At 69.3% G+C, this 22,744-nt stretch carries 21 protein-coding genes; 13 read left to right on the top strand and 8 right to left on the bottom strand.

The window, feature by feature from the left end:
- The 7 genes from iolD to Q8Q71_RS06205 all read left to right on the top strand — a co-directional run bounded on the left by iolD (nt 1) and on the right by Q8Q71_RS06205 (nt 8,787).
- The gene (iolD, locus tag Q8Q71_RS06235) at nt 1-1,833 is read left to right on the top strand and encodes a 3D-(3,5/4)-trihydroxycyclohexane-1,2-dione acylhydrolase (decyclizing) (protein ID WP_305758764.1); all 1,833 of its coding nucleotides are present in this window, start codon (nt 1-3) and stop codon (nt 1,831-1,833) included.
- On the top strand, nt 1,830-2,720 hold the full coding sequence (gene iolE, locus Q8Q71_RS06230) for a myo-inosose-2 dehydratase (RefSeq protein ID WP_305758763.1): 891 nt from the start codon (nt 1,830-1,832) through the stop codon (nt 2,718-2,720). The genes iolD and iolE overlap by 4 nt, the downstream gene beginning before the upstream one ends.
- Nucleotides 2,720-3,532, top strand: coding sequence for a 5-deoxy-glucuronate isomerase (iolB, locus tag Q8Q71_RS06225; RefSeq protein WP_305758762.1), 813 nt, complete (start codon nt 2,720-2,722; stop codon nt 3,530-3,532). The genes iolE and iolB overlap by 1 nt, the downstream gene beginning before the upstream one ends.
- 23 nt (nt 3,533-3,555) lie before the next feature.
- Nucleotides 3,556-5,055, top strand: a complete 1,500-nt coding sequence (locus tag Q8Q71_RS06220) for a CoA-acylating methylmalonate-semialdehyde dehydrogenase (protein ID WP_305758761.1) — start codon at nt 3,556-3,558, stop codon at nt 5,053-5,055.
- A gap of 66 nt (nt 5,056-5,121) precedes the next feature.
- Entirely contained in the window at nt 5,122-6,498 is a 1,377-nt protein-coding gene (locus tag Q8Q71_RS06215) for an MFS transporter (protein ID WP_305758760.1), read from the top strand.
- Between the two features lie 16 nt (nt 6,499-6,514).
- On the top strand, nt 6,515-7,327 hold the full coding sequence (locus Q8Q71_RS06210) for an inositol monophosphatase family protein (RefSeq protein ID WP_305758759.1): 813 nt from the start codon (nt 6,515-6,517) through the stop codon (nt 7,325-7,327).
- A complete protein-coding gene (locus Q8Q71_RS06205) occupies nt 7,324-8,787 on the top strand; it encodes an alkaline phosphatase (RefSeq protein WP_305758758.1) in 1,464 nt (487 codons plus the stop codon). The genes Q8Q71_RS06210 and Q8Q71_RS06205 overlap by 4 nt, the downstream gene beginning before the upstream one ends.
- On the opposite strand, the gene Q8Q71_RS06200 is transcribed toward Q8Q71_RS06205, so the two are convergent.
- Nucleotides 8,753-10,771 carry a TonB-dependent siderophore receptor gene (locus Q8Q71_RS06200; RefSeq protein WP_305758757.1) on the bottom strand — a complete coding sequence of 673 codons (2,019 nt, stop codon included), beginning with the start codon at nt 10,769-10,771 and terminating at the stop codon, nt 8,753-8,755. The two genes, Q8Q71_RS06205 and Q8Q71_RS06200, sit on opposite strands and share 35 nt — an antisense overlap.
- 132 nt (nt 10,772-10,903) lie before the next feature.
- On the opposite strand from Q8Q71_RS06200, the gene Q8Q71_RS06195 reads away from it, so the two are divergent.
- From Q8Q71_RS06195 to Q8Q71_RS06185, 3 genes are read left to right on the top strand one after another with little or no spacing between them, the layout of a single operon-like run.
- Complete coding sequence (locus Q8Q71_RS06195; RefSeq protein ID WP_305758756.1) at nt 10,904-11,236, top strand: PepSY domain-containing protein; 333 nt, start codon at nt 10,904-10,906, stop codon at nt 11,234-11,236.
- Entirely contained in the window at nt 11,237-11,899 is a 663-nt protein-coding gene (locus Q8Q71_RS06190) for a response regulator transcription factor (protein WP_305758755.1), read from the top strand.
- A complete protein-coding gene (locus Q8Q71_RS06185; RefSeq protein ID WP_305758754.1) occupies nt 11,896-13,245 on the top strand; it encodes a sensor histidine kinase in 1,350 nt (449 codons plus the stop codon). Before Q8Q71_RS06190 ends, Q8Q71_RS06185 begins: the two co-directional genes overlap by 4 nt.
- Nucleotides 13,246-13,534: 289 nt before the next feature.
- Here the strand turns inward: Q8Q71_RS06185 and guaA are convergent, their stop codons facing one another.
- The 5 genes from guaA to guaB are packed head-to-tail and all read right to left on the bottom strand — an operon-like array spanning nt 13,535 to nt 19,029.
- Nucleotides 13,535-15,097 carry a glutamine-hydrolyzing GMP synthase gene (gene guaA / locus Q8Q71_RS06180; RefSeq protein ID WP_305758753.1) on the bottom strand — a complete coding sequence of 521 codons (1,563 nt, stop codon included), beginning with the start codon at nt 15,095-15,097 and terminating at the stop codon, nt 13,535-13,537.
- Entirely contained in the window at nt 15,094-15,741 is a 648-nt protein-coding gene (locus tag Q8Q71_RS06175) for a 5'-methylthioadenosine/S-adenosylhomocysteine nucleosidase (protein WP_305758752.1), read from the bottom strand. The genes guaA and Q8Q71_RS06175 overlap by 4 nt, the downstream gene beginning before the upstream one ends.
- A complete protein-coding gene (locus Q8Q71_RS06170; protein WP_305758751.1) occupies nt 15,738-17,144 on the bottom strand; it encodes an RsmB/NOP family class I SAM-dependent RNA methyltransferase in 1,407 nt (468 codons plus the stop codon). The genes Q8Q71_RS06175 and Q8Q71_RS06170 overlap by 4 nt, the downstream gene beginning before the upstream one ends.
- Nucleotides 17,145-17,152: 8 nt before the next feature.
- On the bottom strand, nt 17,153-17,551 hold the full coding sequence (locus tag Q8Q71_RS06165; protein WP_305758750.1) for an MAPEG family protein: 399 nt from the start codon (nt 17,549-17,551) through the stop codon (nt 17,153-17,155).
- A 17-nt stretch (nt 17,552-17,568) separates the two neighbouring features.
- Nucleotides 17,569-19,029: an IMP dehydrogenase gene (gene guaB / locus Q8Q71_RS06160; protein WP_305758749.1), complete on the bottom strand. Its 1,461-nt coding sequence runs from the start codon at nt 19,027-19,029 to the stop codon at nt 17,569-17,571.
- A 139-nt stretch (nt 19,030-19,168) separates the two neighbouring features.
- Between guaB and Q8Q71_RS06155 the strand changes: the two genes are divergently transcribed.
- Entirely contained in the window at nt 19,169-19,708 is a 540-nt protein-coding gene (locus Q8Q71_RS06155; protein ID WP_305758748.1) for a DUF2061 domain-containing protein, read from the top strand.
- Between the two features lie 3 nt (nt 19,709-19,711).
- Here the strand turns inward: Q8Q71_RS06155 and Q8Q71_RS06150 are convergent, their stop codons facing one another.
- Nucleotides 19,712-20,422 carry an RlmE family RNA methyltransferase gene (locus Q8Q71_RS06150; protein ID WP_305758747.1) on the bottom strand — a complete coding sequence of 237 codons (711 nt, stop codon included), beginning with the start codon at nt 20,420-20,422 and terminating at the stop codon, nt 19,712-19,714.
- A 67-nt stretch (nt 20,423-20,489) separates the two neighbouring features.
- On the opposite strand from Q8Q71_RS06150, the gene Q8Q71_RS06145 reads away from it, so the two are divergent.
- Both Q8Q71_RS06145 and Q8Q71_RS06140 read left to right on the top strand, forming a co-directional pair.
- The gene (locus Q8Q71_RS06145) at nt 20,490-20,951 is read left to right on the top strand and encodes a peptidylprolyl isomerase (protein WP_371315930.1); all 462 of its coding nucleotides are present in this window, start codon (nt 20,490-20,492) and stop codon (nt 20,949-20,951) included.
- Nucleotides 20,952-20,956: 5 nt separating this feature from the next.
- Entirely contained in the window at nt 20,957-21,532 is a 576-nt protein-coding gene (locus Q8Q71_RS06140) for a phosphohydrolase (RefSeq protein WP_305758745.1), read from the top strand.
- Here the strand turns inward: Q8Q71_RS06140 and rnd are convergent, their stop codons facing one another.
- On the bottom strand, nt 21,533-22,681 hold the full coding sequence (gene rnd / locus Q8Q71_RS06135; RefSeq protein ID WP_305758744.1) for a ribonuclease D: 1,149 nt from the start codon (nt 22,679-22,681) through the stop codon (nt 21,533-21,535).
- Nucleotides 22,682-22,744 lie beyond the last annotated feature (63 nt).

Genomic DNA, 22,744 nt, shown 5'->3' with positions numbered 1-22,744 from the left:
ATGGGGGTCGTGCGCCTTACCGCCGCCCAGGCCGCCGTGCGCTGGCTCGCGGCCCAGCACGTCGTCGTCGATGGCGTTGAGGTTCCCTATTTCGCGGGCTGCTGGGCCATCTTCGGCCACGGCAATGTCGCCGGCCTCGGCGAGGCGCTGGAGGGAGCCCGGGACGTCCTGCCGACCTGGCGGGCCCACAACGAACAAGGCATGGCCCACGCCGCCATCGCCTACGCCAAACAGATGCGCCGCCGGCGCGCCATGATCTGCACCACCTCGATCGGCCCCGGGGCCACCAACATGGTCACGGCCGCGGCCCTCGCCCATGTGAACCGCCTGCCGGTGCTGTTCCTGTCCGGCGACGTCTACGCCAGCCGCCGGCCCGATCCGGTGCTGCAGCAGGTCGAGGACTTCGCGGACGGGACGGTGTCCGCCAACGACTGTTTCCGGCCAGTGTCCCGGTATTTCGACCGCATCACCCGCCCGGAGCAGCTGCTCGACGCCCTGCCCCGCGCCTTGGCGACCATGCTCGATCCGGCCGGCTGCGGCCCGGTCACCCTCGCCTTCTGCCAGGACGTCCAGGCCGAGGCCTTCGACTGGCCGGAGGTTTTCTTCGACCACCGGGTATGGCGCGAACGCCGCCAACCCGCCGATCCAGGCGAGATGGCGGCCCTCGTGAGCGCCCTCAAGTCGGCCCGCCGTCCGCTGCTGATCTGCGGCGGCGGCGTACTCTACAGCCAGGCCGAGCAGGCGCTGGCCGAACTGGCGGTCGCCGCCGGCCTCCCCGTGGCCGAGACCCAGGCCGGCAAGGGCGCGCTGGCGTGGGACCATCCCAACCTGCTCGGATCGATCGGCGTCACCGGATCCAGCGCCGCCAATGCGGCGGCGGCCGAGGCGGATGTGATCGTCGGCCTGGGCACGCGTCTGCAGGACTTCACCACCGGCTCGCGCAGCCTGTTCGCGGGCCGCCTCTTCCAGGTCAACGTCACGCCGTTCGACGCGCACAAGCACGGGGCGGCGCCGGTCGTCGGCGACGCCCGGGCGGTGCTGGAAGCCCTCGCCGGCGCGCTTGGGGGCTGGCGGGCGCCGGAGGTCGGGTCTGGTCCGGCGATGGCGGACTGGAACGCCGCCGTGGAGCGGGCGACCGCCGGCGCTCCCGACACCACCCTGCCCAGTGACGCCCAGGTCATCGGCGCGGTGCAGCGCGCGGTCGGGGAGGACGCCGTGGTCGTCTGCGCCGCCGGCGGCCTGCCCGGCGAACTGCACAAGCTGTGGCGCACAGCGCGGCCAGGCGGCTACCACCTCGAATACGGCTTCTCCTGCATGGGCTACGAGATCGCCGGCGGCCTCGGCGTCAAGATGGCCGAACCCGACCGCGAGGTCGTGGTCATGGTCGGCGACGGCAGCTACCTGATGCTGAACTCCGAACTGGCCACCTCGGTGATGATGGGCCGCAAGCTGATCGTCGCCCTGCTCGACAATCGCGGCTTTGGCTGCATCAACCGGCTGCAGCAGGCGACGGGCAGCCCGGGCTTCAACAACCTGCTCGCCGACAGCGCGCACCAAACCCTGCCGGAGATCGACTTCGCCGCCCATGCGCGAAGCCTCGGCGCGCATGGCGAGCATGTCGCCACCCTCGGCCAGTTCGAGGCCGCCCTGCAACGGGCCCGCGCCGCCGACCGCTCCTCTGTGGTGGTCATCGACACCGACCCGCTGAAGACCACCGAAGCCGGCGGGTGGTGGTGGGATGTCGCCGTGCCCGAAGTGTCCGACCGCCCGCAAGTGAACGCCGCCCGCCGCGACTACGAAGACCGCATCCGTATGAAGAGAGACCTGTCATGACGATCCGCTGGGGCGTCAGCCCGATCGCTTGGGCCAATGACGACATGCCCGAGCTGGGCGGCGACACGCCGCTGGAGTCGATCCTGGCCGATGTCCGCGACGTCGGCTTCGAGGGCGTTGAACTGGGCGGCAAGTTTCCGCGCGATCCCGCCGCGCTGAAGCCGCTGCTGGCGCGCTACGGCATCGACCTGATCGGCGGCTGGTATTCCGGTTCGCTGCTGGTCCGGGACGCCGAGGCCGAGATCCGGGCGCTGCAGCCACACCTGAGTTTGCTGAAGGCCATGGGATCGACGGTGTTCGTCTTCGCCGAGACCTCAAACGCGGTGCACGGCGACCGGGCCGTGCCGTTGACCGGCGCGCCGCGGCTGGACGCCGGGGACTGGCCGACCTTCGGCGCGCGCCTGACCGCGGTCGCCGACTACATCCAGTCCCAGGGACTGAAGTTCGCCTACCATCACCACCTTGGCACCGTGGTGGAGACGGCCGCGGACCTCGACGCCTTCATCGCCAACACCGGCCCCTCGGTCGGCCTCACGCTCGACACCGGCCACGCGGCTCTCGGCGGCGTCAACGCGCCGGCCGTCATCCGCGACCACCCCGAACGCGTCGTCCATGTGCACTGCAAGGATGTGCGTTGGGAGACCTTCACCAAGGTCCGGAAGACGGGCGCCAGCTTCCTCGACGGCGTCCTGGCCGGGATGTTCACCGTCCCGGGCGACGGCGGCATCGACTTCGCCGAGGTGATGACGGCCCTGAAGGCGGTGAACTACGCCGGCTGGATCGTCATCGAGGCCGAACAGGATCCCGCGATGGCCAACCCGAAAGCCTACGCGGAGATCGGCCTGGGCGCCCTCATGTCTCGCGCGGCGGCGGCGGGACTGGTCTGATGCCCGACCTCCGCGTCCGCCCCCATGCCCCTGACGCCGACGGCGCGGTGCTGGAGGTCACGCCGGAAAGCGCCGGCTGGGGCCACGTCGGCTTCAAGGTCGTGCGCCTCAAGCCCGGTCAAACCTTCTCCGGCGTCCAACCAGGCCGCGAGGCCTGCCTCGTGGTCGTCGCCGGCACGGCGAACATCATCGCCGGCGGCGCGATGTTTTCGGAGGTCGGCGGGCGGACCGGGCCGTTCGAGGAGCGGGCGCCGGGCGCGGTCTACGTCCCCGCGAGCATGACCTATGCGGTGACTGCGGCGGATACTGTCGAACTGGCCGTCTGCACGGCCCCTGGCCGGGGCGGCGTCGGCGGGCCACGTCTGATCGCCGAGGCGGACATGCCGCGCGAGGTGCGCGGATCCGGAACCAACACCCGCTATGTCCGCAACATCCTCCCCGAAACCCAGCCCGCGGAGGGCCTGTTGGTCGTCGAGGTGATCACCCCCGGCGGCCACTGGTCCAGCTATCCGCCGCACAAGCACGACACCGCCGCCCCGGCGGAGGAAACCGCGCTGGAGGAGACCTACTACCACCGCCTCGACCCGCCGCAGGGATTCGCGATCCAGCGGGTCTACACCGACGACCGCAGCCTGGACGAGACGATCTGCGTCGAGGACGGCGACGTGGTCATGGTGCCGCGCGGCTACCACCCCGTCGGCGCCGCGCACGGCTACGACCTCTACTATCTCAACGTCATGGCCGGCCCGAAGCGGAACTGGATCTTCCGCAACGACCCCGCCCACGACTGGATCGTCAAACCGAAGACCTGACCTCCCTCCCCAGGAGCCCCGCCATGCGGACCATAGAACATTTCATCGGCGGCCGGTCGGTCGCCGGCGCCTCCGGCCGTTTCAGCGAGGTCTTCGACCCGAACACCGGGCAGGTTCAGGCGCGGGTTCCCCTCGCCTCGGCCGCGGAACTCGACGCCGCCGTCGACAACGCCGCCGCGGCCCAGAAGGGCTGGGGCGCGACCAATCCCCAGCGCCGCGCCCGGGTGATGTTCGAGTTCAAGCGCCTTCTCGAGGCGCACATGGACGAATTGGCTCATCTGCTCTCGTCCGAGCACGGCAAGGTCGTCGCCGACTCGCGGGGCGACATCCAGAGGGGTCTGGAGGTGATCGAGTTCGCCTGCGGCATCCCGCACCTGCTGAAGGGCGAGTACACCCAGGGCGCCGGGCCGGGCATCGACGTCTTCTCGGCGCGCCAGGCCCTGGGCGTCGTGGCCGGCGTCACCCCGTTCAACTTCCCCGCCATGATCCCGATGTGGATGTTCGGCCCCGCCATCGCCTGCGGTAACGCCTTCATCCTCAAGCCATCGGAGCGTGATCCGTCGGTGCCCATGCGGCTGGCCGAACTGATGCTGGAGGCCGGCCTGCCCGCAGGCGTGCTGAACGTCGTTCATGGCGACAAGGACGTTGTCGAGGCGATCCTCAAACACCCCATGATCAAGGCCATCAGCTTCGTCGGCTCGTCCGACATCGCCCAGTCGGTGTTCGCCATGGGCGCGGCCCACGGCAAGCGCGTTCAGGCCATGGGCGGCGCCAAAAACCACGGCGTCGTCCTGCCGGACGCCGATATGGACCAGACCGTCGCCGACCTCATGGGGGCCGCCTACGGCTCGGCCGGCGAACGTTGCATGGCCCTGCCGGTCGTGGTGCCGGTCGGAGAGGACACGGCCGAGCGCCTGCGCGCCAAACTGCTGCCCGCCATCGCCGGCCTGCGGGTCGGGGTGTCGACCGACGCGGACGCCCACTACGGCCCCGTCGTCTCGGCGGCGCACAAGGCGAGGATCGAGGGCTACATCCAGACGGGCGTCGACGAGGGCGCGGAACTGGTGGTCGACGGCCGCGGCTTCCGTCTTCAGGGACATGAGGAGGGCTTCTTCCTCGCCCCCACCCTGTTCGACCATGTCACCCCGACGATGAGGACCTATCAGGAGGAGATCTTCGGACCGGTGCTGCAGATCGTAAGGGCGGCGACCTTCGAGGAGGCCCTCGCCCTGCCGTCGCGGCATCAGTACGGCAACGGCGTCACCATTTTCACCCGCGACGGTGATGCAGCGCGCGAGTTCGCAGACCGCGTCGAGGTGGGCATGGTCGGGATCAACGTCCCCATACCTGTGCCGGTGGCCTACCACTCCTTCGGCGGCTGGAAGCGCTCGGGCTTCGGCGACCTGAATCAGTACGGCCTCGACGGCGTGCGCTTCTTCACCCGGACCAAGACGGTGACCCAGCGGTGGCCCCGCGGCGGCGGCGTGACCGACCAGAGTTTCGTTATTCCAACGATGGCATAGAATGGAATTCTTCTTCCATTCTTGATCGGCGTGACCTAAGCTCACCTCAACGAGGCCGCGACGTCAGTGACGGCCCACAAGGATCGGGAGGCGGCCTTGGCGCGTGGATTGTTGGGATTTTTCGCCACCGGGGCGGACCAGCCGCAGATCACCGATCAAGGGGTGATCGATCGGCTGTTTCGCCAGAACCGCGTAAAGGTGATGCTGGCCATCACCCTCGGCTACGGGTTGATCTACACCTGCCGCCTGGCCCTGGGCGTGGTGAAGAAGCCGCTGATCGACGCCAACATCTTCACGCCGAGCGAGCTGGGGCTGATCGGCTCGGCCCTGTTCTACACCTATGCGCTCGGCAAGCTGACCAACGGCTTCCTCGCCGACCACGCCAACATGAAGCGGTTCCTGGCCTTCGCCTTCCTGATGACGGCCATCTGCAACGTCCTCATGGGCTTCACCACGGCGTTGTGGGCGGCGGTGATCCTGTGGGGTCTGAACGGCTGGTTCCAGAGTTTCGGGGCGCCGGGCGGGGTCGTCGCGATGACCGCCTGGTTCTCCAACAAGGAACGGGGCCGCGCCTACGGCGTGTGGAGCACGGCCCATTCGATCGGCGAGGGCCTGACCTTCTTCGTGGTCGGTTCGGCCGTGGCCGTGTTCGGCTGGCGCTGGGGATTCTGGGGACCGGGAGCCATCGGGATCATGACCGCCGTCGGCGCCTGGCTGCTGCTCAAGGACCGCCCCCGCACGATGGGCCTTCCGACCGTCAACGAGTGGAAGAACGACCTCTACAACGAGGCGCCGAAGCCCGGCGTCAAGTCGGTGCTCGGGCTGCAGCTGACGATCCTCAAGCTGCCGGCGATCTGGATTCTGTGCCTCGCCAGCGCCACCACCTATGTTACCCGCTACGCCATCAACTCCTGGGGCATCCTCTACCTGCAGGAAGACCGCGGCTATTCGCTGCCCCTGGCCGGCACCCTGCTGATGGTCAGCACGCTGGCCGGCATCGCGGGCGCGATCCTGTTCGGCTTCCTGTCCGACAAGGCCTTCAACGGCCGCCGCCCGCCAGCCAACCTGCTGTTCGCCATCGTCGAGATCATCGGCTTGCTGATCATCTTCTTCGGACCCAACACCTTGCCAGTGCTGATCGTCGGCATGCTGTGCTTCGGCATGGGCCTGACCGGTCTGGTGACCTCGCTGGGCGGCCTGTTCGCCGTCGACATCGCGCCCAAGCGGGTCGCCGGCGCCGCCATGGGGGTCATCGGCATCTTCAGCTACATCGGCGCGGCCGTTCAGGAGCAGATTTCCGGCGTCCTGATAGAGGGGCGGATGGTCGAGGTCGCCGGAGACAAGATCTACGACTTCGGCCCGGTCATCCTGTTCTGGATCGGCTCGTCCGTGCTCTCGATGCTGCTGGCCGCGAGCCTGTGGCGCACACGTCTCCGCGACTAGGTCAGGACATTCCGCCTTGCTCTCACCCTCGGACGACCTGAAGGCCATGATCGAGGCCGCGAAAGCGGCGGGCGACGGTCTGGAGCGACATTTCGGCCGGCTCGCCGACCTCGCCATCCGCTCCAAGGCCGGGCCCTCGGACATGGTATCGATCGCGGACGAGGAGGCGGAACAGACCACGCGTTCCATCCTCGCCCGCGCCCGTCCATCCTACGCCTTCCTCGGCGAGGAAGGGGGCGCCGTCGGCGGAACCGATGACGCGCAGTGCTGGATCGTCGATCCCCTGGATGGCACCACCAACTTCCTGTTCGCCTGCCCTCTCTGGGGCGTGAACGTGGCCCTGGCGAGGGAAGGCAAGGTGGTCGCCGGCGTCACCTACATTCCGGTCCTGAACGAGTTGTACGTGGCCGAGGAGGGCAAGGGCGCCTGGCTGAACGGCCAGCGCATCCACGTCTCCCGGCGCGATCGCCTCGACGAATGCCTGCTCGGCTGCGGCATCCCCTTCGCCGGCAAGCCCGACCATCCGGTGTTCGCCCGCGAGATGGCGCTGCTGACGTCGCATGTGGCCGGCATCCGCCGCACCGGCTCCGCCGCCGTCGATCTGGCCTGGACCGCCGCCGGACGCTGGGACGCCTACTGGGAGCGCTGCACCAGCGCCTGGGACATGGCTCCCGGGGCCATGCTGGTCACCGAGGCAGGCGGGCGCGTCTCTCAGGTCACCGGCGCGTCATTCGATGTGCACAAGGGCAACGTCTGCGTGACCAATGGCCTCATCCACGACCGGCTGATCGGCCACCTCAACCAGGCCCTTGCGGAGACGCCGGCATGAAACTCGGTCGGCGCGCCTTCCTCGGCGGTGTTTCACTGGCGGCGATCGTTGCCTCAAGCCAGCGCGCCCTGGCCCAGGTGCTCGGCTATCCTCGCGCCATCCAGGGTCCGATGATCGGCGCCCCCGGACCGGACTACTTCACGGTCTGGGTCCGCGCCAGCGGGGCCTTCGAGGTGGTCCTCGAATACGCCCTCGACCAGGATTTCCGCACCGTCCTGACCGGCGGTCGCGCCATCGCCTCGACTGACGACGACTGCTGCGTGGTGCTGAAGGCCGAGGGCCTGCAGCCCGACACCGACTACTGGTACCGTCTGCGGTTCGCGGGCGAGCCGGACCGGCACCAACCCCTTCCCTACCGCACGCGAACCGCCCCGGCCGGACCCGCCGATTTCCGTGTCGCCTTCGGCTCGTGCTGCCGCATCCAGTTCGACCCGGACCAGCGCATCTGGAACGCCGTGCGCGCCATCGAGCCGGACCTGTTCATCTGGCTCGGCGACAACATCTACGGCGACAGCGACGAACCCGCGATCCTGGCCGACCTTTACGGCCGTCAGCGGGTCGTGGAGCGTCTTGAGCCGCTGCTGCGATCGACGCCGCAGATCGCCACATGGGACGACCATGACTTCGGCTACAACGACTCCGACGGCCACAGCCCCTACAAGGCCAGCGCCCTGAAGGTGTTCCGGAACTTCTGGGCCAACCCATCCTATGGCGAGCCGGACAATCCCGGGGTCTACTTCAAGCAGTCGTACGGCGGCGTCGACTTCTTCGTTCTCGACGGCCGCTATCATCGGGACGAAACCACCAAGACCGACGACGCCTCCAAGACCATGCTGGGCGCGGCGCAAAAGGCGTGGCTGAAGCGCGAGCTGAAAGCCAGCCGGGCGCCGTTCAAGATTCTGGCCGCGGGCGGCGGCTGGTCCTCAGCCGAGAACGAGGACGGCGGCGACAGCTGGGGCGTCTTCCTAACCGAGCGGAACGAGATCTTCGACTTCATCCGCGACGAGGGCATCGGCGGCGTGGTCTGCATCTCCGGCGACAGCCACATGGGCGAGCTGAACTGCATCCCGTGGTCAGAGCGCGGCGGTTACGACATCTACGACTTCTGCTCCTCGCCGCTGGCCCAGATGCCGGCAGTGAGAAACCTCCGGCAGACGCCCGAGGTGCGCATCCGCGACTCCTGGACCCGCAGCGTCAATGTGGGGGTGATTCGGTTCGACATGACCGGGCCCACGCCGACCCTGACCTACACCCTGCATGACGTGCTCGGCGAACCGGTCTGGGACCCGCTGGTCCTGACCCCGGCCGATCTGGTCAACGGCGTCCGGACCTGGGACGCCAAGGCCGATCCGAAGGAACTGCAGCGGCTTGAGCGATTCAGGCGCGGCGGCGGCTATTACGGCTACGATCCCACCCCCGGATGGCCTAACCGCCCATACTATGACGGAGCGTCAGACTGACGTAGCCCGGGCTGCGCCGGCTCCGCTGCTCGATCTCCTCCAGCGCCGAGGCGGAGCGGGGGCCGTCATAGCTTTCGCGGGTTTGTTCGAAGTCGCGGCCGAACAGGTCGGTCGCCTCGGCGCGCAGCCGCCAGCGGTCGCCGATGCGCCGTTCAACATGAAGCGTCCACCCGGCCGCCTCGGATTCCCGCGTCACCTCGTCGAACCGGTATTCGACCGAGCGCTCGCCGATGTGCTCCACGGCGAGGCCCCAGTTGAGGCGCCACGCCGGGACGTCTTGGGTGAAGGCGATCGACGCCTCGACGGGATTTTCATCGGAGATGCGCCGGCGTTCACCGGTGACCGGGTCGGTCACCTCGCTGGTCCGCCACAGCACCGCCCCCCGCAACAGACCGCCGGCGACGCCGAAGCGGTCGAGCGGCGCGTCCAGCTCGGCCGCGAACGTGTCCCTCCGCCCATCGCCGATATTCCCCGGCGCGTCGAAGACCTCGTCCGGCGTCACGACCAGCAGCCGATCGACGACGTCCTCGATCTCATCGTGGGTCCAGGTCAGGGTCATCACCGCGTCCAAAGCGAAGCGATGCTCCCAGCCAACGGCCAGCCGCCAGATCTGGTCGGGCTCGAGTTCGGCGTTCCCGGCGGTGACCTGCCCCTGCTCGAGTGAGGCCGAGGCGACGAAGTCGCCGAAATCCAGCTGTCCCACCTCGCGCGACATCGAGATGCGCAGCTGATCATGCTCGCCGATGTCGCGGGTGATGGCGGCCCGAGGCTTGGCGTAGGTGAAGCGCCGTTCCAGGGCCGAGTCTCCCGTCTGGCTGATAGCCGAGGTCTCGACTCGCAGGCCGCCCTCGACCCGCCAGCCGGGTGCGACCTTCCAGACGGCCGCGAGCGAGCTTTCGGCGCGCCGTTCCTCGATGCGTACGTCGGACCCCGGCAGATCGACGGCGGTCCCGTTCTCCTCCAGCCGCGCCGCGCTTTCGAGAAAGTTGAACGCCCCCTCCAGCGCCGCCGTGACCGAGAACGTCCCGGTCCGCTCGTGGACGAGCTCGATCCGGCCCAGGCTCTCGCCGGTTTCGGTCCGTTCGACGAAGGTCTCGAGATCGCCCGAGCCCTCCTCCGACCGTTCGAAGGCGTCCAGCCGGCCCAGTTGCTGGCTGGCCAAGACCTCAAGCCGCGTGCGCTGCCCCAGCGCTCGCGCATACCTCGCACTGAGCTCGTTCTCGTCGAACGTCTCTCGCTCCGAGACCATCCCCGCATCGGCGCCGCGAACAGCGACGTCCGCCTCGATATCCTGGCGGCGCAGCGCGAGCGTAGCCGTCAACTCGCCGCCCGCGAGTGGTCCACGGAACACCGACCCTGCCTCTATCGCCCGTTCCAGGGCCCGCGTGTCGAACGCCGCCGCTGCCGCAAGCGACCCGTCGGGAGCGAAGGTCCGGATGCGGCCGGCTCCGCTGTCGTCGTCAAGCTCGGGCTCGACCTTCAGCGACAGTTCCAGCGCGGCGTCGCCCCACCCGCGGGCGTACACGGCCTGCCCCGCCGCCGCCGCCCAGCCGTTCGCCGCAACCAGCCCGCCCTCCACCGACCATTGCGCCGCCGCCGACGGGCGGCGCACCACATTGGCCAGCACCGGATAGCCGACCATGTCGACGCCCGGCGCGCCGCCCCGGATCAGTTCGATCCGCTCCACCGATCGGGCCGGAATGCGCGCCAGCAGATCATCGATGTCTTCCCGCTTGCTGGGGGGCCGGACGCCGTCGATCAGCACATTGCCCAAGGCCCCGGCGTAGCCGCGTAGGTCCGTGTCGGCCTCGATGACGGTGAAGCCCGGGACGCGCCGCAACATGTCGGCGGCGGTCGCCGGCGCGCTGTCGGCGAACGCTTCGGGATCGTAGGCCGTCACGCCGGGCGTGGCTGTCTGCGCCGACGCGACGCCCGGCCCGGCGACGCCGCCCAGCAGGCCCAGCGTCGCGCCCAGGACCAGCATGCCCCCTCGCATTGTTTCGCCTGTCGCCATGCTCGCCCCCGGTTTGTGCGACAGCCTTAGCGGGGGCGTCCTGACACCTGGCCCGAACCCGATGTCAGGGAAATGTCAGCGAAGCCCGGGCATGGTCGGCGCATGACCCATTCGTCCTCACGCCCGCTGATGGCGCTCGCCGCCATCGCCGCCCTGCTGTCGTTCGTCCCGACCGCCCCGGCCTACGCTGACTCTCCCGACGAGGACGATCACGTCGCGGCGCGCGAAGCCCTTCGGCGTGGCGAGATCCTGCCTCTGGCGCGCATCCTGTCGATCGTGGCGGCGCGGGTGCCGGGCGACGTCATCGATGTGGAGCTGGAGCGCAAGGACAACCGCTGGCGCTACGAGGTCAAGGTTCTGACCTCGACGGGCCGGGTCCGGGAGGTCAAGCTCAATGCCCGCGACGGCGCGATTCTGGAGATCGAGGACGACTGAATGCGCTGTCTCGTCGTCGAGGACGACCCCGATATCCAGGCCGACCTGAAGCGGGCGCTCGAGGCGGCCGGCTTTGTGGTCGACGTGGCGGCCGACGGCGACGCCGCCTGGTACGCCGGAGACGTCGAGGATTATTCGGCGGCGGTCCTGGACCTTGGCCTGCCCCGTCTCGACGGGATTTCAGTGTTGCGCCGCTGGCGGGCCGCCGGAAGGTCGTTTCCGGTGCTGATCGTGTCCGCCCGCGCCGACTGGACCGAGAAGGTCGAAGGCATCGAGGCCGGCGCCGACGACTATCTGGCCAAGCCGTTCGAAATGGGCGAACTGGTGGCCCGCCTGCGGGGTCTCGTCCGCCGGCAGGCCGGGCGGCTTTCCAGCGTGGTCGTGGTCGGCCAGTTGCGCCTCGACACCAGCCGGATGACCGCCTCCTTCGCCGGATCCCCGACCCGCCTGTCGCCGCTGGAGTTCCGCCTCCTCGACTGCCTCGCCCACCAGCCCGGCCGGGTGGTCTCGGCCGGAGAGCTGGCGGAGCACCTCTATGGCGCGTCCGAGACGGGGGACGCCAACGCCATCGAGGCGATCGTCGCCCGCCTGCGCCGCAAGTTCGGCGCCGACCTGATCACCACGCGGCGGGGCTTTGGGTATCTGCTGGAAGCCAGCGCATGATCCGCCGGTCGCTCCGCCTGCGGCTGCTGCTCGGCGCGGGCCTCGCCACCCTCGTCGCCTTGGTGGTCGCCTGGCTGCTGATGAGCCTGTTGTTCGAGCGCCACCTGGACCGCCGGCTGGTCGTCGAGCTGACCGGTGACGCCTCGCGTCTCGCCGCCGCGCTCGAGACCGCCGCCGACGGGACGATGACCATGACCGACCCCCTCACCGATCCCCGGCTGGCCATTCCGGCGAGCGGCTTCTACTGGCAGGTCACCAATAGGGGCGCGACATGGCGCTCACGCTCGCTCTGGGACGAAAGCCTGCCGCCTCCGATAGCGACGCCGGTCGACGAATGGAGACTCCGGCGCGACGCCGGCCCGTTCGACCAGGACATCGTCCTCCTGGAGCGGCTGGTCAGGCCCGATCCGTCCGGCCCGGGAGCGGTCATCCAGCTGGCCCAGGACGCCGCCGGCATCGCCTCGGCCCAGGCCGAGTTCGGCCGCGAACTGGCGGTCTTCCTCGCCGCCCTCTGGCTCTTCCTGATCGCCGCCGCTTGGCTGCAGGTGCAACTCGGACTCCAACCGCTCGCGAGCATCCGCGCGCAAGTCGCCGGGCTCAGGTCCAGTTCGTCGGCCCGGGTGGCCGATGTCGAACTGGACGAACTGCGCCCGCTGGCCGAGGCGATCAACCAGCTGGCCGAGGCGCGCGAGGTCGAGCTGACGCGCGCCCGCGCGCGCGGCTCGGATCTGGCGCACGGCCTCAAGACTCCGCTCGCCGCCCTGAAGGCCCTGGCCCGGCGCGTCCGGGAAGCCGGGCAGCCGGAGGTGGCCGACGGCCTCGACCGGGCTATCGCCGCCCTGACCACGACCACCGAAGCCGAGTTGGCGCGAAGCCGCATCGCCGCCACCGCCCCGGGAATGGACGCCGACGTCCGGGACATCGTCGAGGCGCTGATCGGGGTCCTGGAGCAAACCGACCGCGGGGAAGTGGTCGCCTTCACCAATCAGGTTCCCGCCGGTTTCCGGCTTCCGATGGCGCGCGAAGATCTCGTCGAACTGCTCGGCCCCCTGATCGAAAACGCCGTCCGGTTTGCACGGCGGCAGGTCATGATCCGCGGCCTGCCCGGGCACGATGCCCTGACACTTTTCGTCGATGACGACGGGCCGGGTATTCCGAGCGACAGTGGTTATAACCCGCTGGCCCGCGGCGTGCGCCTGGATCAACAGGATGGGGGCCACGGACTCGGCATGGCCATCGCGCACTCGCTGGTGGAGGCATCCGGTGGCGTCCTCACGCTCACCCGCTCGGCGCTTGGCGGTCTCTCGGTCGTCGTCGCCTGGACGAAACCGGCCAGGCGCGCGTGACCAGCCATCATCACCTGGCTGCGGTCGGGGTCAATGCGTCCGCTCGACTATTGCTGTGGCCAGGCAGCGTTCTTCGGCCCCGCACCGATCGCGGAACCAAACAGTCGTCGGGCGGCGTCGAGCATGCGGAAGCGGACTTCGCCAACCGCTGAATCGAGTCAGAAGCGGCGTCAGACCGCCAACCTACTACCGTAAAGTTGCGGGATCGTATGGCTCGGCCCCGACCGCTAATGTCGCCCTGTCATCAACGAAAGCCCCTCGCCAGAGGGCGCACCCGCATGCCCGAGCCCTACTCCCACTCGATCGTTCCCGGTGGCTTGGACGTCACGTCGTAGACGACGCGGTTGACCCCCCGCACCTCGTTGACGATGCGGGTCGCCGTCCGGCCGAGGACGTCCCACGGGAATTCGAAAAAGTCGGCGGTCATGCCGTCGGTGGAGGTCACCGCCCGCAGGGCCAGCACCTTCTCATAGGTGCGGGCGTCGCCCATGACCCCGACGGTCTTCACCGGCAGCAGGACGGCGAAGGCCTGCCAGATCTGGTCGTAGAGGCCGGCCTTGCGGATCTCATCGAGATAGATGGCGTCGGCCTCCTGCAGGGTCGCCACGGCCTCCGGGGTGATCTCGCCGGGGATGCGGATGGCCAGGCCCGGCCCCGGGAAGGGGTGGCGGCCCACGAAGGCGTCGGTCAGGCCCAGCTCGCGGCCGAGGGCGCGGACCTCGTCCTTGAACAGCTCGCGCAGCGGTTCGACCAGCTTCAGCTTCATGAAGTCCGGAAGGCCGCCGACGTTGTGATGGCTCTTGATGACGTGGGCCTTGCCGCTCGAGGCCGAGACGCTCTCGATCACGTCGGGATAAAGGGTGCCTTGGGCGAGGAATTCGGCGCCCTCGATCCTGTGGGCCTCACGGTCGAACACCTCGATGAAGACCCGGCCGATGATCTTGCGCTTGGTCTCGGGATCCGAGACGCCGGCCAATTCTCCGAGAAATTCCTTCGACGCATCAACGTGCACCAGCGGGATGTTGTAGTGCTCCCGGAACAGGGTGGTGACCTGTTCGGCCTCGTCCTTGCGCAGCAGGCCGGTGTCGACGAAGACGCAGGTCAGCTGGTCGCCGATGGCCTCGTGGATCAGCACCGCCGCCACCGAGGAATCCACCCCGCCGGACAGGCCGCAGATGACCTTCGCATCGCCGACCTGTTCGCGGATCCTGGCGATCTGCTCGTCGCGATAGGCGGCCATGGTCCAGTCGCCGCTCAGACCGGCGATCCCATGCGTGAAATTCCTCAGCATCGTTGCGCCGCGAGGCGTGTGCATCACCTCCGGGTGGAACTGGACGCCGTAGAAGCGGCGGGTCTCGTCGGCGATCACGGCGTAGGGCGAGCCGGGTGAGGAGGCGACGACGTCGAACCCGGCGGGGATGGCGACGATCTTGTCCCCGTGGCTCATCCAGACCGTCTCGTCCCCGCCGACGGGCGCCAGGTCGGCCAGCAGGGGCGAGGTCTTCTCGACGGTGATCTCCGCGCGGCCGAACTCGCGGTGATGGCCGCCCTCGACCTTGCCGCCCAGCTGTTCGCACATGGTCATCTCGCCGTAGCAGATGCCCAGCACCGGCACGCCGGCCTCGAACACCGCCTGCGGGGCGCGCGGACTGCCCTCCTCGTGGACGCTTTCGGGCCCGCCCGACAGGATGATCGCCTGCGGCTTCATGGCGGCCATGGCGGCCTCGGCCCTGGCGTAGGGATGGATCTCGCAATAGACGTTGGCCTCGCGCAGGCGCCGCGCGATCAGCTGCGTCACCTGGCTGCCGAAGTCGATGATCAGGACCTTCTGGTGATCAGCGGGGGCGGTCATGCGGGCTCCGTGAGAACAGGCGTGAAATGGTCATGCAACAGGTCAAGGGCCTCGGCCAGCCGGAGGTCGATCTCGGCGAGGGCGTCGGTCCAGTGGGACAGTTCGGTCAGGTCGCTGCGGCCGTCCGAGACCCCGCGCAGGCCGATCACAGGCACGCCGAAGCGGGCGGCGGCGCGGACCACGGCGAAGGTCTCCATATCGACCATATCGGCGTCGACGGCGTCATAGCCGGCGCCCGAGACGACACTGGCCCCGCTGGCCAGCCGGGCCGTCGGCAGGGCGGCGGGTCCGTCGGTCAGGGGCAGGATGGCGGGCAGGCGCGGGAACGGCGTCTCGCCCTTCGGAAAGCCCAGGGCGCTGGCGTCCATGTCGCGGTAGCTGACCCCGGTCACCCGGTAGACGCGGGCGTGTTCAAGGGTGCGCGAGCCGGCCGAGCCGAGCGAGACAACCACGTCCGGCAGGGCGTCTTCGGCCCTCAGACTCTCGAGCGCATGGGCCACGCCGACGGCGGCCTCGACCGGGCCGACCCCGGTGATCAGGGGGCGGATGCGCGACCGCAGCGCCGGGCCGTATTCGGGCGCGGCGGCCATGACGCAAAGGGCGGTCTTCGGACCGAAGCGGGAAAGGGTCCAGTCCCGGCTCACGCCCGCCGCTCGTAGAGGGCCACGAAGAAGCCGTCCGTGCCGGTCGAAGCCGGCGACAGGCGCAGGCGTCCGCCCGAGGCGGCCTCGGCCAGACGGGTCCGCGCGGCGTCGGTCAGCGTATCGGCGGCCAGCACGTCGGCGACCGGCAGCGGGCGGAAGCCGCTGTTCGCGGCCTCGAAGGCGTCGGCCACGGCCTCATTCTCCCGGCTCAGGATCGAGCAGGTGACGTAGACCAGTCGCCCGCCCGGCTTCACCAGCGCCGCGGCCTGGACCAGGATGCGCAGTTGCAGGGCGTGCAGCCGCTCAATCTCGTCGGCCTTGAGCCGCCAGGCGTCCTCGGGCCGGCGACGCCAGGCGCCCGAGCCGCTGCAGGGGGCGTCGACGAAGACCAGGTCGGCCTTGCCGTTGAACTCCTCCACCCCGCCGCCGTTCTGGCCGATCAGCCGCAGGTCGGCGGCGACGCCGGCGCGGGCGAGACGCGGCCGGATGTTGTCGAGCCGCTTCTGCACCACGTCGCAGGCGATCAGCCGCATCGGCTCGGTCCGCGGCGCGGCCTTCGCGGCCGCCAGTTCGTCCGCTCCGGTCGGCGACCAGCCGGCGGGGCTGGGCGCGGCCACCCGCGACGGATCGGCGGCGGGCAGGCCCTGCACCGCCAGCGCCAGCGTCTTGCCGCCGCCGCCGGCGCAATAGTCGACGACGATGGTCTCGGGCGTGAACGACAGGCCCGCCCCGGCCAGCCAGGCAGTCAGCTGGCTGCCCTCGTCCTGGATCTCGATCCGGCCGGCGTTGAAGGCGTCCAGCGCCTGGACGTTCGGCGCGGGCTCGGACGGCAGACGCAGGCCCGCGGCGGACCAGGGCGTGGGCTCCGGGGTCAGGCCGGTCGCCTTCAGCTCGGCGCGAGCGGCCTCAATCGTGGTCTTCGCGGTGTTGACCCGCAGATCGACCGGCGCCCGCGCCATCAGCCCGGCGGCCTCCTCGCTCCAACGGTCGCCGAAGGTCGCCTTCAGGTCCTTGACCACGAAGGCCGGCAGATCGGTGGCGGTTCCGGGCAGATCGCCCTCCCCCGCCGCGATCCGGGCCCGCTCCTGTTTCGACAGCGGACGCGGGCCGTAGCCTTCGCCGGAGTGCAGCGCCTCGATTTCTTCCAGCGACAGTCTGTCGAGGAAGGCCAGAGCCCCGACCACCAGCGCCCGCCCGTCCTCGCGTCCGCCCATGGCGGCGACCAGCCGGCCGCGCGCGCGCAGCACCTGATAGACCCGCTCGGCGACGGCGCGACGGTCCTTGGACCCGGCATAGCGGTTGGCGGCGCCCCAGGCCTTGATCACGACCTCGGCCGGGGCGCGGCCCTGGGCGATGCTGTCCAGGACGGAGGCGGCGGCGGCGAGACGGGCGGCTGGGGTCACTTGGGCTTTCAGATGAACAGGGCGGCGATGACGAGGACGAGGCCGAAAGCGGCGACCGTCCAGACCAGCGAGCGGATATAGGGGACGCCAAAGGCGTAGAGCGGCAGGTAGATCAGGCGGCCGAAGAAATAGAGGTGCGTTCCGATCAGGGTCAGCTGGCCGTCCTTACCGGCGATATGCGCCATGATCACGGCGGCGGCGAAGATCGGCAGGGTCTCGAACAGATTGGCCTGGGCGCGGATCAGCCGGCCGGCCAGCCGGCCCGGCGGCGGCGCCTCGCCGTCGCGCGGCCCCGCGTTCCACTTCAGCCCCAGTTCGGCCGTCCGCGCCGAGGCGGCCCAGCCGATCTGGACGATCGCCAGCATCAGGGTGAAGGCCAGGACGATGAATTCAGGCGTCATATCCATGGCTTGAACCTCCCCGCTCATCCCTGCCGATAGTTCGGCGCCTCGCGCGTGATCATCACGTCGTGGACGTGGCTCTCGCGCAGGCCGGCGCCGGTGATGCGCACGAAACGCGCCCGCTGCTGGAAGTCGGCGATGCTGGCCGCCCCGACATAGCCCATGGCGGCGCGCAGGCCGCCGACCATCTGGTGCAACACCGGGGCGATCGGCCCCTTGTACGGCGTCTGGCCCTCGATGCCCTCGGGCACCAGCTTCCGGGTGTCCTCGACTTCCTTCTGGAAATAGCGGTCGGCCGAGCCCGCGCCCATGGCCCCGACCGAGCCCATGCCCCGGTACGACTTGTAGGACCGGCCCTGGTACAGGAAGACCTCGCCGGGGCTTTCGTCCGTCCCCGCAAACATCGAGCCCATCATGGCGACCGAGGCGCCGGCCGCGATGGCCTTGGCTAGATCGCCCGAATATTTGATGCCGCCGTCGGCGATGACCGGCGCGCCAGAATCCTTCGCGGCGCGGACGGCTTCCATGATGGCCGTCAGCTGGGGCACGCCGACGCCGGCGACGATGCGGGTGGTGCAGATGCTGCCCGGGCCGATGCCGACCTTCACGGCGTCGGCGCCCGCGTCGATCAGGGCGCGCGCGGCCTCATAGGTGGCGACATTGCCGGCGATGATCTGGATGCGGTTGGATTCGCGCTTGATCCGCTCGACCACGCGCGACACCTGGATCGAATGGCCGTGGGCGGTGTCGATGACCACCACGTCCACGCCCGCCTCGGCCAGCGCCATGGCCCGCTCGTAGCCCGCGTCGCCGACGGTCGAGGCGGCCCCGACCAGCAGCCGGCCCTGATCGTCCTTGGCGGCGTGGGGATGGGCCTGGGCCTTCTCGATGTCCTTCATCGTGATCAGGCCGGTGGCGCGATAGTCCTCGTCGACGACGATGACGCGTTCGATCTTGCGGTCGCGCAGCAGGGCCCGAGCCTCGTCGCGTCCCGCGCCCTCGCGCACGGTGACCAGGTCGCCCGTGGTCATCAGCTCGACGGCCTTGCGGTTCGGGTCGGTGTCGAATCGCATGTCGCGGTTGGTCAGGATGCCGACCAGCTTGCCGCTGACGGGATCGACCACCGGAAAGCCCGAGATCTTCTTCTTGGCCACGATGGCGCGGATTTCGCCGAGCGTGGTCTGCGGGGTGATGGTCACCGGATTGATGACCATGCCGCTTTCGTAGCGCTTCACCTCCCGGACCTGATCGGCCTGTTCCTCGACCGTCATGTTGCGGTGAAGGACGCCCAGACCGCCGGCCTGGGCCATGGCGATGGCCAGCCGGCTTTCGGTGACCGTGTCCATGGCGGACGAGGTCAGCGGGATGTTCAGCCTGATGTCGCGGGTGAGCTTCGTCGAGACATCCGCGTCGGCGGGCATGATCTCTGACGGGCCGGGTTCCAGCAAAACATCGTCGAAGGTGAGCCCTTCGCGTATCTCCATGAGGAGTCTCCGTTTTGCGGGCCGCGTATAGCGGTGACGGGCATGGAACCGCAAGGGCCGGTCGCGCTTATCGCGACGATAGGAACAATTGGCTTGCCGTTGCGGCGCCGGCCCCACATCTGGGAGACGCATGGTTCAGATGCTCATCAGCACCGCCCGCCGCCTCGCGCTCAAGATCGCGAGCTATGGCGTGATGCACCTGGTGGTCGCCATCCTGGTGGCCTTCGCCATCACCCGCGACTGGCGGCTGGCGCTGGCGGTCGGGGTGGTCGAGCCCTTCTTCCAGACCATCGCCTATTCGATCCACGACCGCGTCTGGCACCGGATCGAGCGGCGGCGGACCCTGTCCGGGCTCGAGGAGGCTTCGGAGGCCTTCACCGCCCGCCTGCAGATCATGGTCCCCGAGGAGCAGACCCGCGCCCACGGCCATCACGGCCACAGCCACGCCCTGCCCCGCTCGCTCAGCCAGATCGCGCTCAAGTCCGTCACCTACGGGGTGATGCATTTCGTGGTGGCGGTGACCGTCGCCTTCGCCCTGACCCGCGACTGGCGCGTCTCCCTGGCCATCGGCATCATCGAGCCGCTGGTGCAGACGGTCTTCTTCACCCTGCACGACCGCATCTGGACGCGGATCGAGGCGCGCAAGGCGAAGCGGGCGGCGGAGATGGCGTCAGCCTGACCGCTACCGCTTGTTCATCGCCACGAGAAAGACCTCGGCGCTGTCCTTCCGGCTCGACTCCGGCTTGACGTATTTCACCGTCTCGAACCCGGCGCGCAACCGCGCCAGCACGCCGCCGGCGTCGCCGCCCTGGAAATTCTTCGACACGAAATGCCCGCCCGGCTTCAGGGTGCGCAGGGCGAAGTCGGCGGCGATCTCGATCAGGGCGATGATCTTCAGGTGGTCGGTCTGGCGATGGCCGACGGTGTTGTGGGCCATGTCGGACAGGACCAGATCGGGCGGGCCGCCCAGCAGGTCGATCATCTGCTGATCGACGCCCGGATGGGTGAAGTCCGCCTGGATCATGATCGCGCCGGGCACGGGCTCCACCGGCAGCAGGTCGACGCCGACCACCGCCGCCGCGCCGCGCTTGACCGCCACCTGGGCCCAGCCGCCGGGCGCCGCGCCCAGGTCGATGACCCGGCTGCCGTGTCTGATCAGGTGGAAGCGATCGTCGATCCCCAGCAACTTGAACGCCGCGCGGCTGCGCCAGCCTTCGGCGCGGGCGCGCTCGGACCATTTGTCGGACAGCTGGCGTTTGATCCATTGCTGGCTGGACATCGACTTGGTGTCCGCCGTCTTCATCTTGGTGCCCATGCCGCGGCCGGCGGCGGTCCCGCCCGAGGGCGGCCGCACCATCCGTCGGCGTTCGACAGGCTTTTCTTCGTCGCTCATCGCATCCACATAGCCCCCGGCGGGTTTGCGGGCTATGCACCCGCGACAATTCACAAGGAGCGCGCCGATGGCCGACCAGACCCTGACCTTCACCCTCGACAGCGGCGCCGACCAGGGCGACGTGGTCATCAAGCTGCGCCCCGACCTGGCCCCCGGCCACGTGGCCCGCATCACCGAACTGGCCAGCGAGGGCTTCTACGACGGCGTGGTCTTCCACCGCGTCATCCCCGGCTTCATGGCCCAGGGCGGCGATCCGACCGGCACCGGCACCTCGGGCTCGAGCAAGCCGAACCTGAAGGCCGAGTTCTCGAAGGAGCGCCATGCCCGCGGCGTCTGCTCCATGGCCCGCACCTCGGACCCCAACAGCGCCAACAGCCAGTTCTTCATCTGCCTGGACGACGCCTCCTTCCTCGACGGCCAGTACACCGTCTGGGGCGAGGTCATCGAAGGCATGGACCACGTCGACGCCCTGCCCAAGGGCGAGCCCCCCCGCAACCCGGGCAAGATCGTCAAGGCGACTGTGGCCTGACGACCGTGATCACCGGTGCGGTTCGCGATGAGCTGATCGCGCGCTACGGCGAACCGCACCGGCGCTATCACACCATGACCCACATCGAGGACTGTCTGGCGCAGGTCGCGGCCTCGACGGACTTTTCGGATGAGCAGCGAAGCCTGATGGACGCCGCCATCTGGTTCCACGATGCGATCTACGATGCGACGCGCCATGACAACGAGGCCGAGAGCGCCAGGCTCGCGGTCGAACGACTGTCGGCCATCGGCGCCGAACGGGCCCTCATCGACGAAGTCAGCCGGCTGATCCTTTTGACGGCGGGCCATTCCGTGGAAGCTGGCGACGCCATCGGCGCGCGGCTTGTCTCGATCGACCTGTCGATCCTCGGCGCCTCGCCCGAGCGGTACGACGCCTACGCCGACGCCATCCGGTTCGAGTACGGCCATGTCCCCGAGCCGTTGTATCGGGCCGGACGCGCCGCGATCCTCAAGCGCTTTCTCGAAAGCGGGCGGCTGTTCGCCGATCCGGTCTGGGCCGAACGGTTCGAAGAACAGGCGCGGGCGAACCTCGCGCGCGAGATCGGCGCCCTGACCGCCTGACTATTCGATCTCGACCACCTCGACCCGGGCGCCGTTCAGCACCAGGGCGATCTCGCCGCGCTTCAGCTTCAGCGCGTCCTCGCCGAACAGCTGGCGGCGCCAGCCCTTCAGGGCGTCGACGTCGGCCTCGTCGTCCAGGGCGATCTTCTCGAGGTCGGCGACATTGGCCAGCAGCTTGGTCGCCACCCCGGCGTTGTCGCTCTTGGCCTTCAGCAGCACCTTCAGCAGCTCGACCACCGAGGGCGGGGCCGGCTGGTTGTGGGCCGGGCGTTCCAGCTTGGGCGCATGGGCCTCGGGGTCAGCCAGCACGCGCTTCAGCTCGGCCGACAGCTCGACGCCCAGGCGCGAGGCGCCAAACCCCTTGGGCACGGAACGCAGGCGGTTGAAGGCGTCGGGGTCGGTCGGGCCCTGGGCCGCGATCTCGTCGATGGCCTCGTCCTTGAGGATGCGGCCCCGCGGCTGGTCGCGGTCCTGGGCCGTCCGCTCCCGCCAGACGGCGGTGGCGACGAAGGCGGACAGGTATTTGGCCGAGAATTTCTTGGGCTTCAGACGCTTCCACGCCTTTTCCGGATCGGTGTCGTACAGGGCCGGATCGGTCAGATCCTCCATCTCGGCCATGACCCAGTCGAGGCGGCGTTCCTTCTGCAGCCGGTCGCGCAGCTTGGGATAGAGGGCGGCCAGATGGGTCACGTCCCCCAGCGCATAGACCAGCTGGGCGTCGGACAGCGGCCGGCGGGCCCAGTCGGTGAAGCGGCTGCCCTTGTCGACCTCCTGGCGCAGCATCTGGCGCACCAGCGCCTCATACGAGACCTGATCGCCGAAGCCGGCGGCCATGGCGGCCACCTGGGTGTCGAACATCGGCCTGGGCATGGCGCCCAGTTTGACGAAGATTTCCGTGTCCTGACGCGCGGCGTGGAAGACCTTGATGATCTTCGGATCGCGCAGCAGGTCGAGGAAGGGCTCCAGGTCCAGCCCCTCGGCCATCGGGTCGATGATGGCGGCGTCGGTGGCCGACGCGGCCTGGATCAGGCACAGGCGCGGCCAGTAGGTCGTCTCCCGCATGAACTCGGTGTCGACGGTGATGAAGGGCTGGTCGGCCAGGCGTTCGCAGAATGCGCGAAGCGCCTCGGTGGTGGTGATCGGCGTCATTCGGATGCTATAGCCCCGCGCGATGCGGTTGTGGCAAGACCCGCCGCGGAATTCCGCCCACTG

The sequence above is a fragment of the Brevundimonas sp. genome (assembly GCF_030704825.1).
Taxonomy (GTDB): domain Bacteria; phylum Pseudomonadota; class Alphaproteobacteria; order Caulobacterales; family Caulobacteraceae; genus Brevundimonas.
The sequence above is the reverse complement of the archived record's forward strand: the minus strand, read 5'-3'. Positions and strand labels throughout refer to the sequence as shown.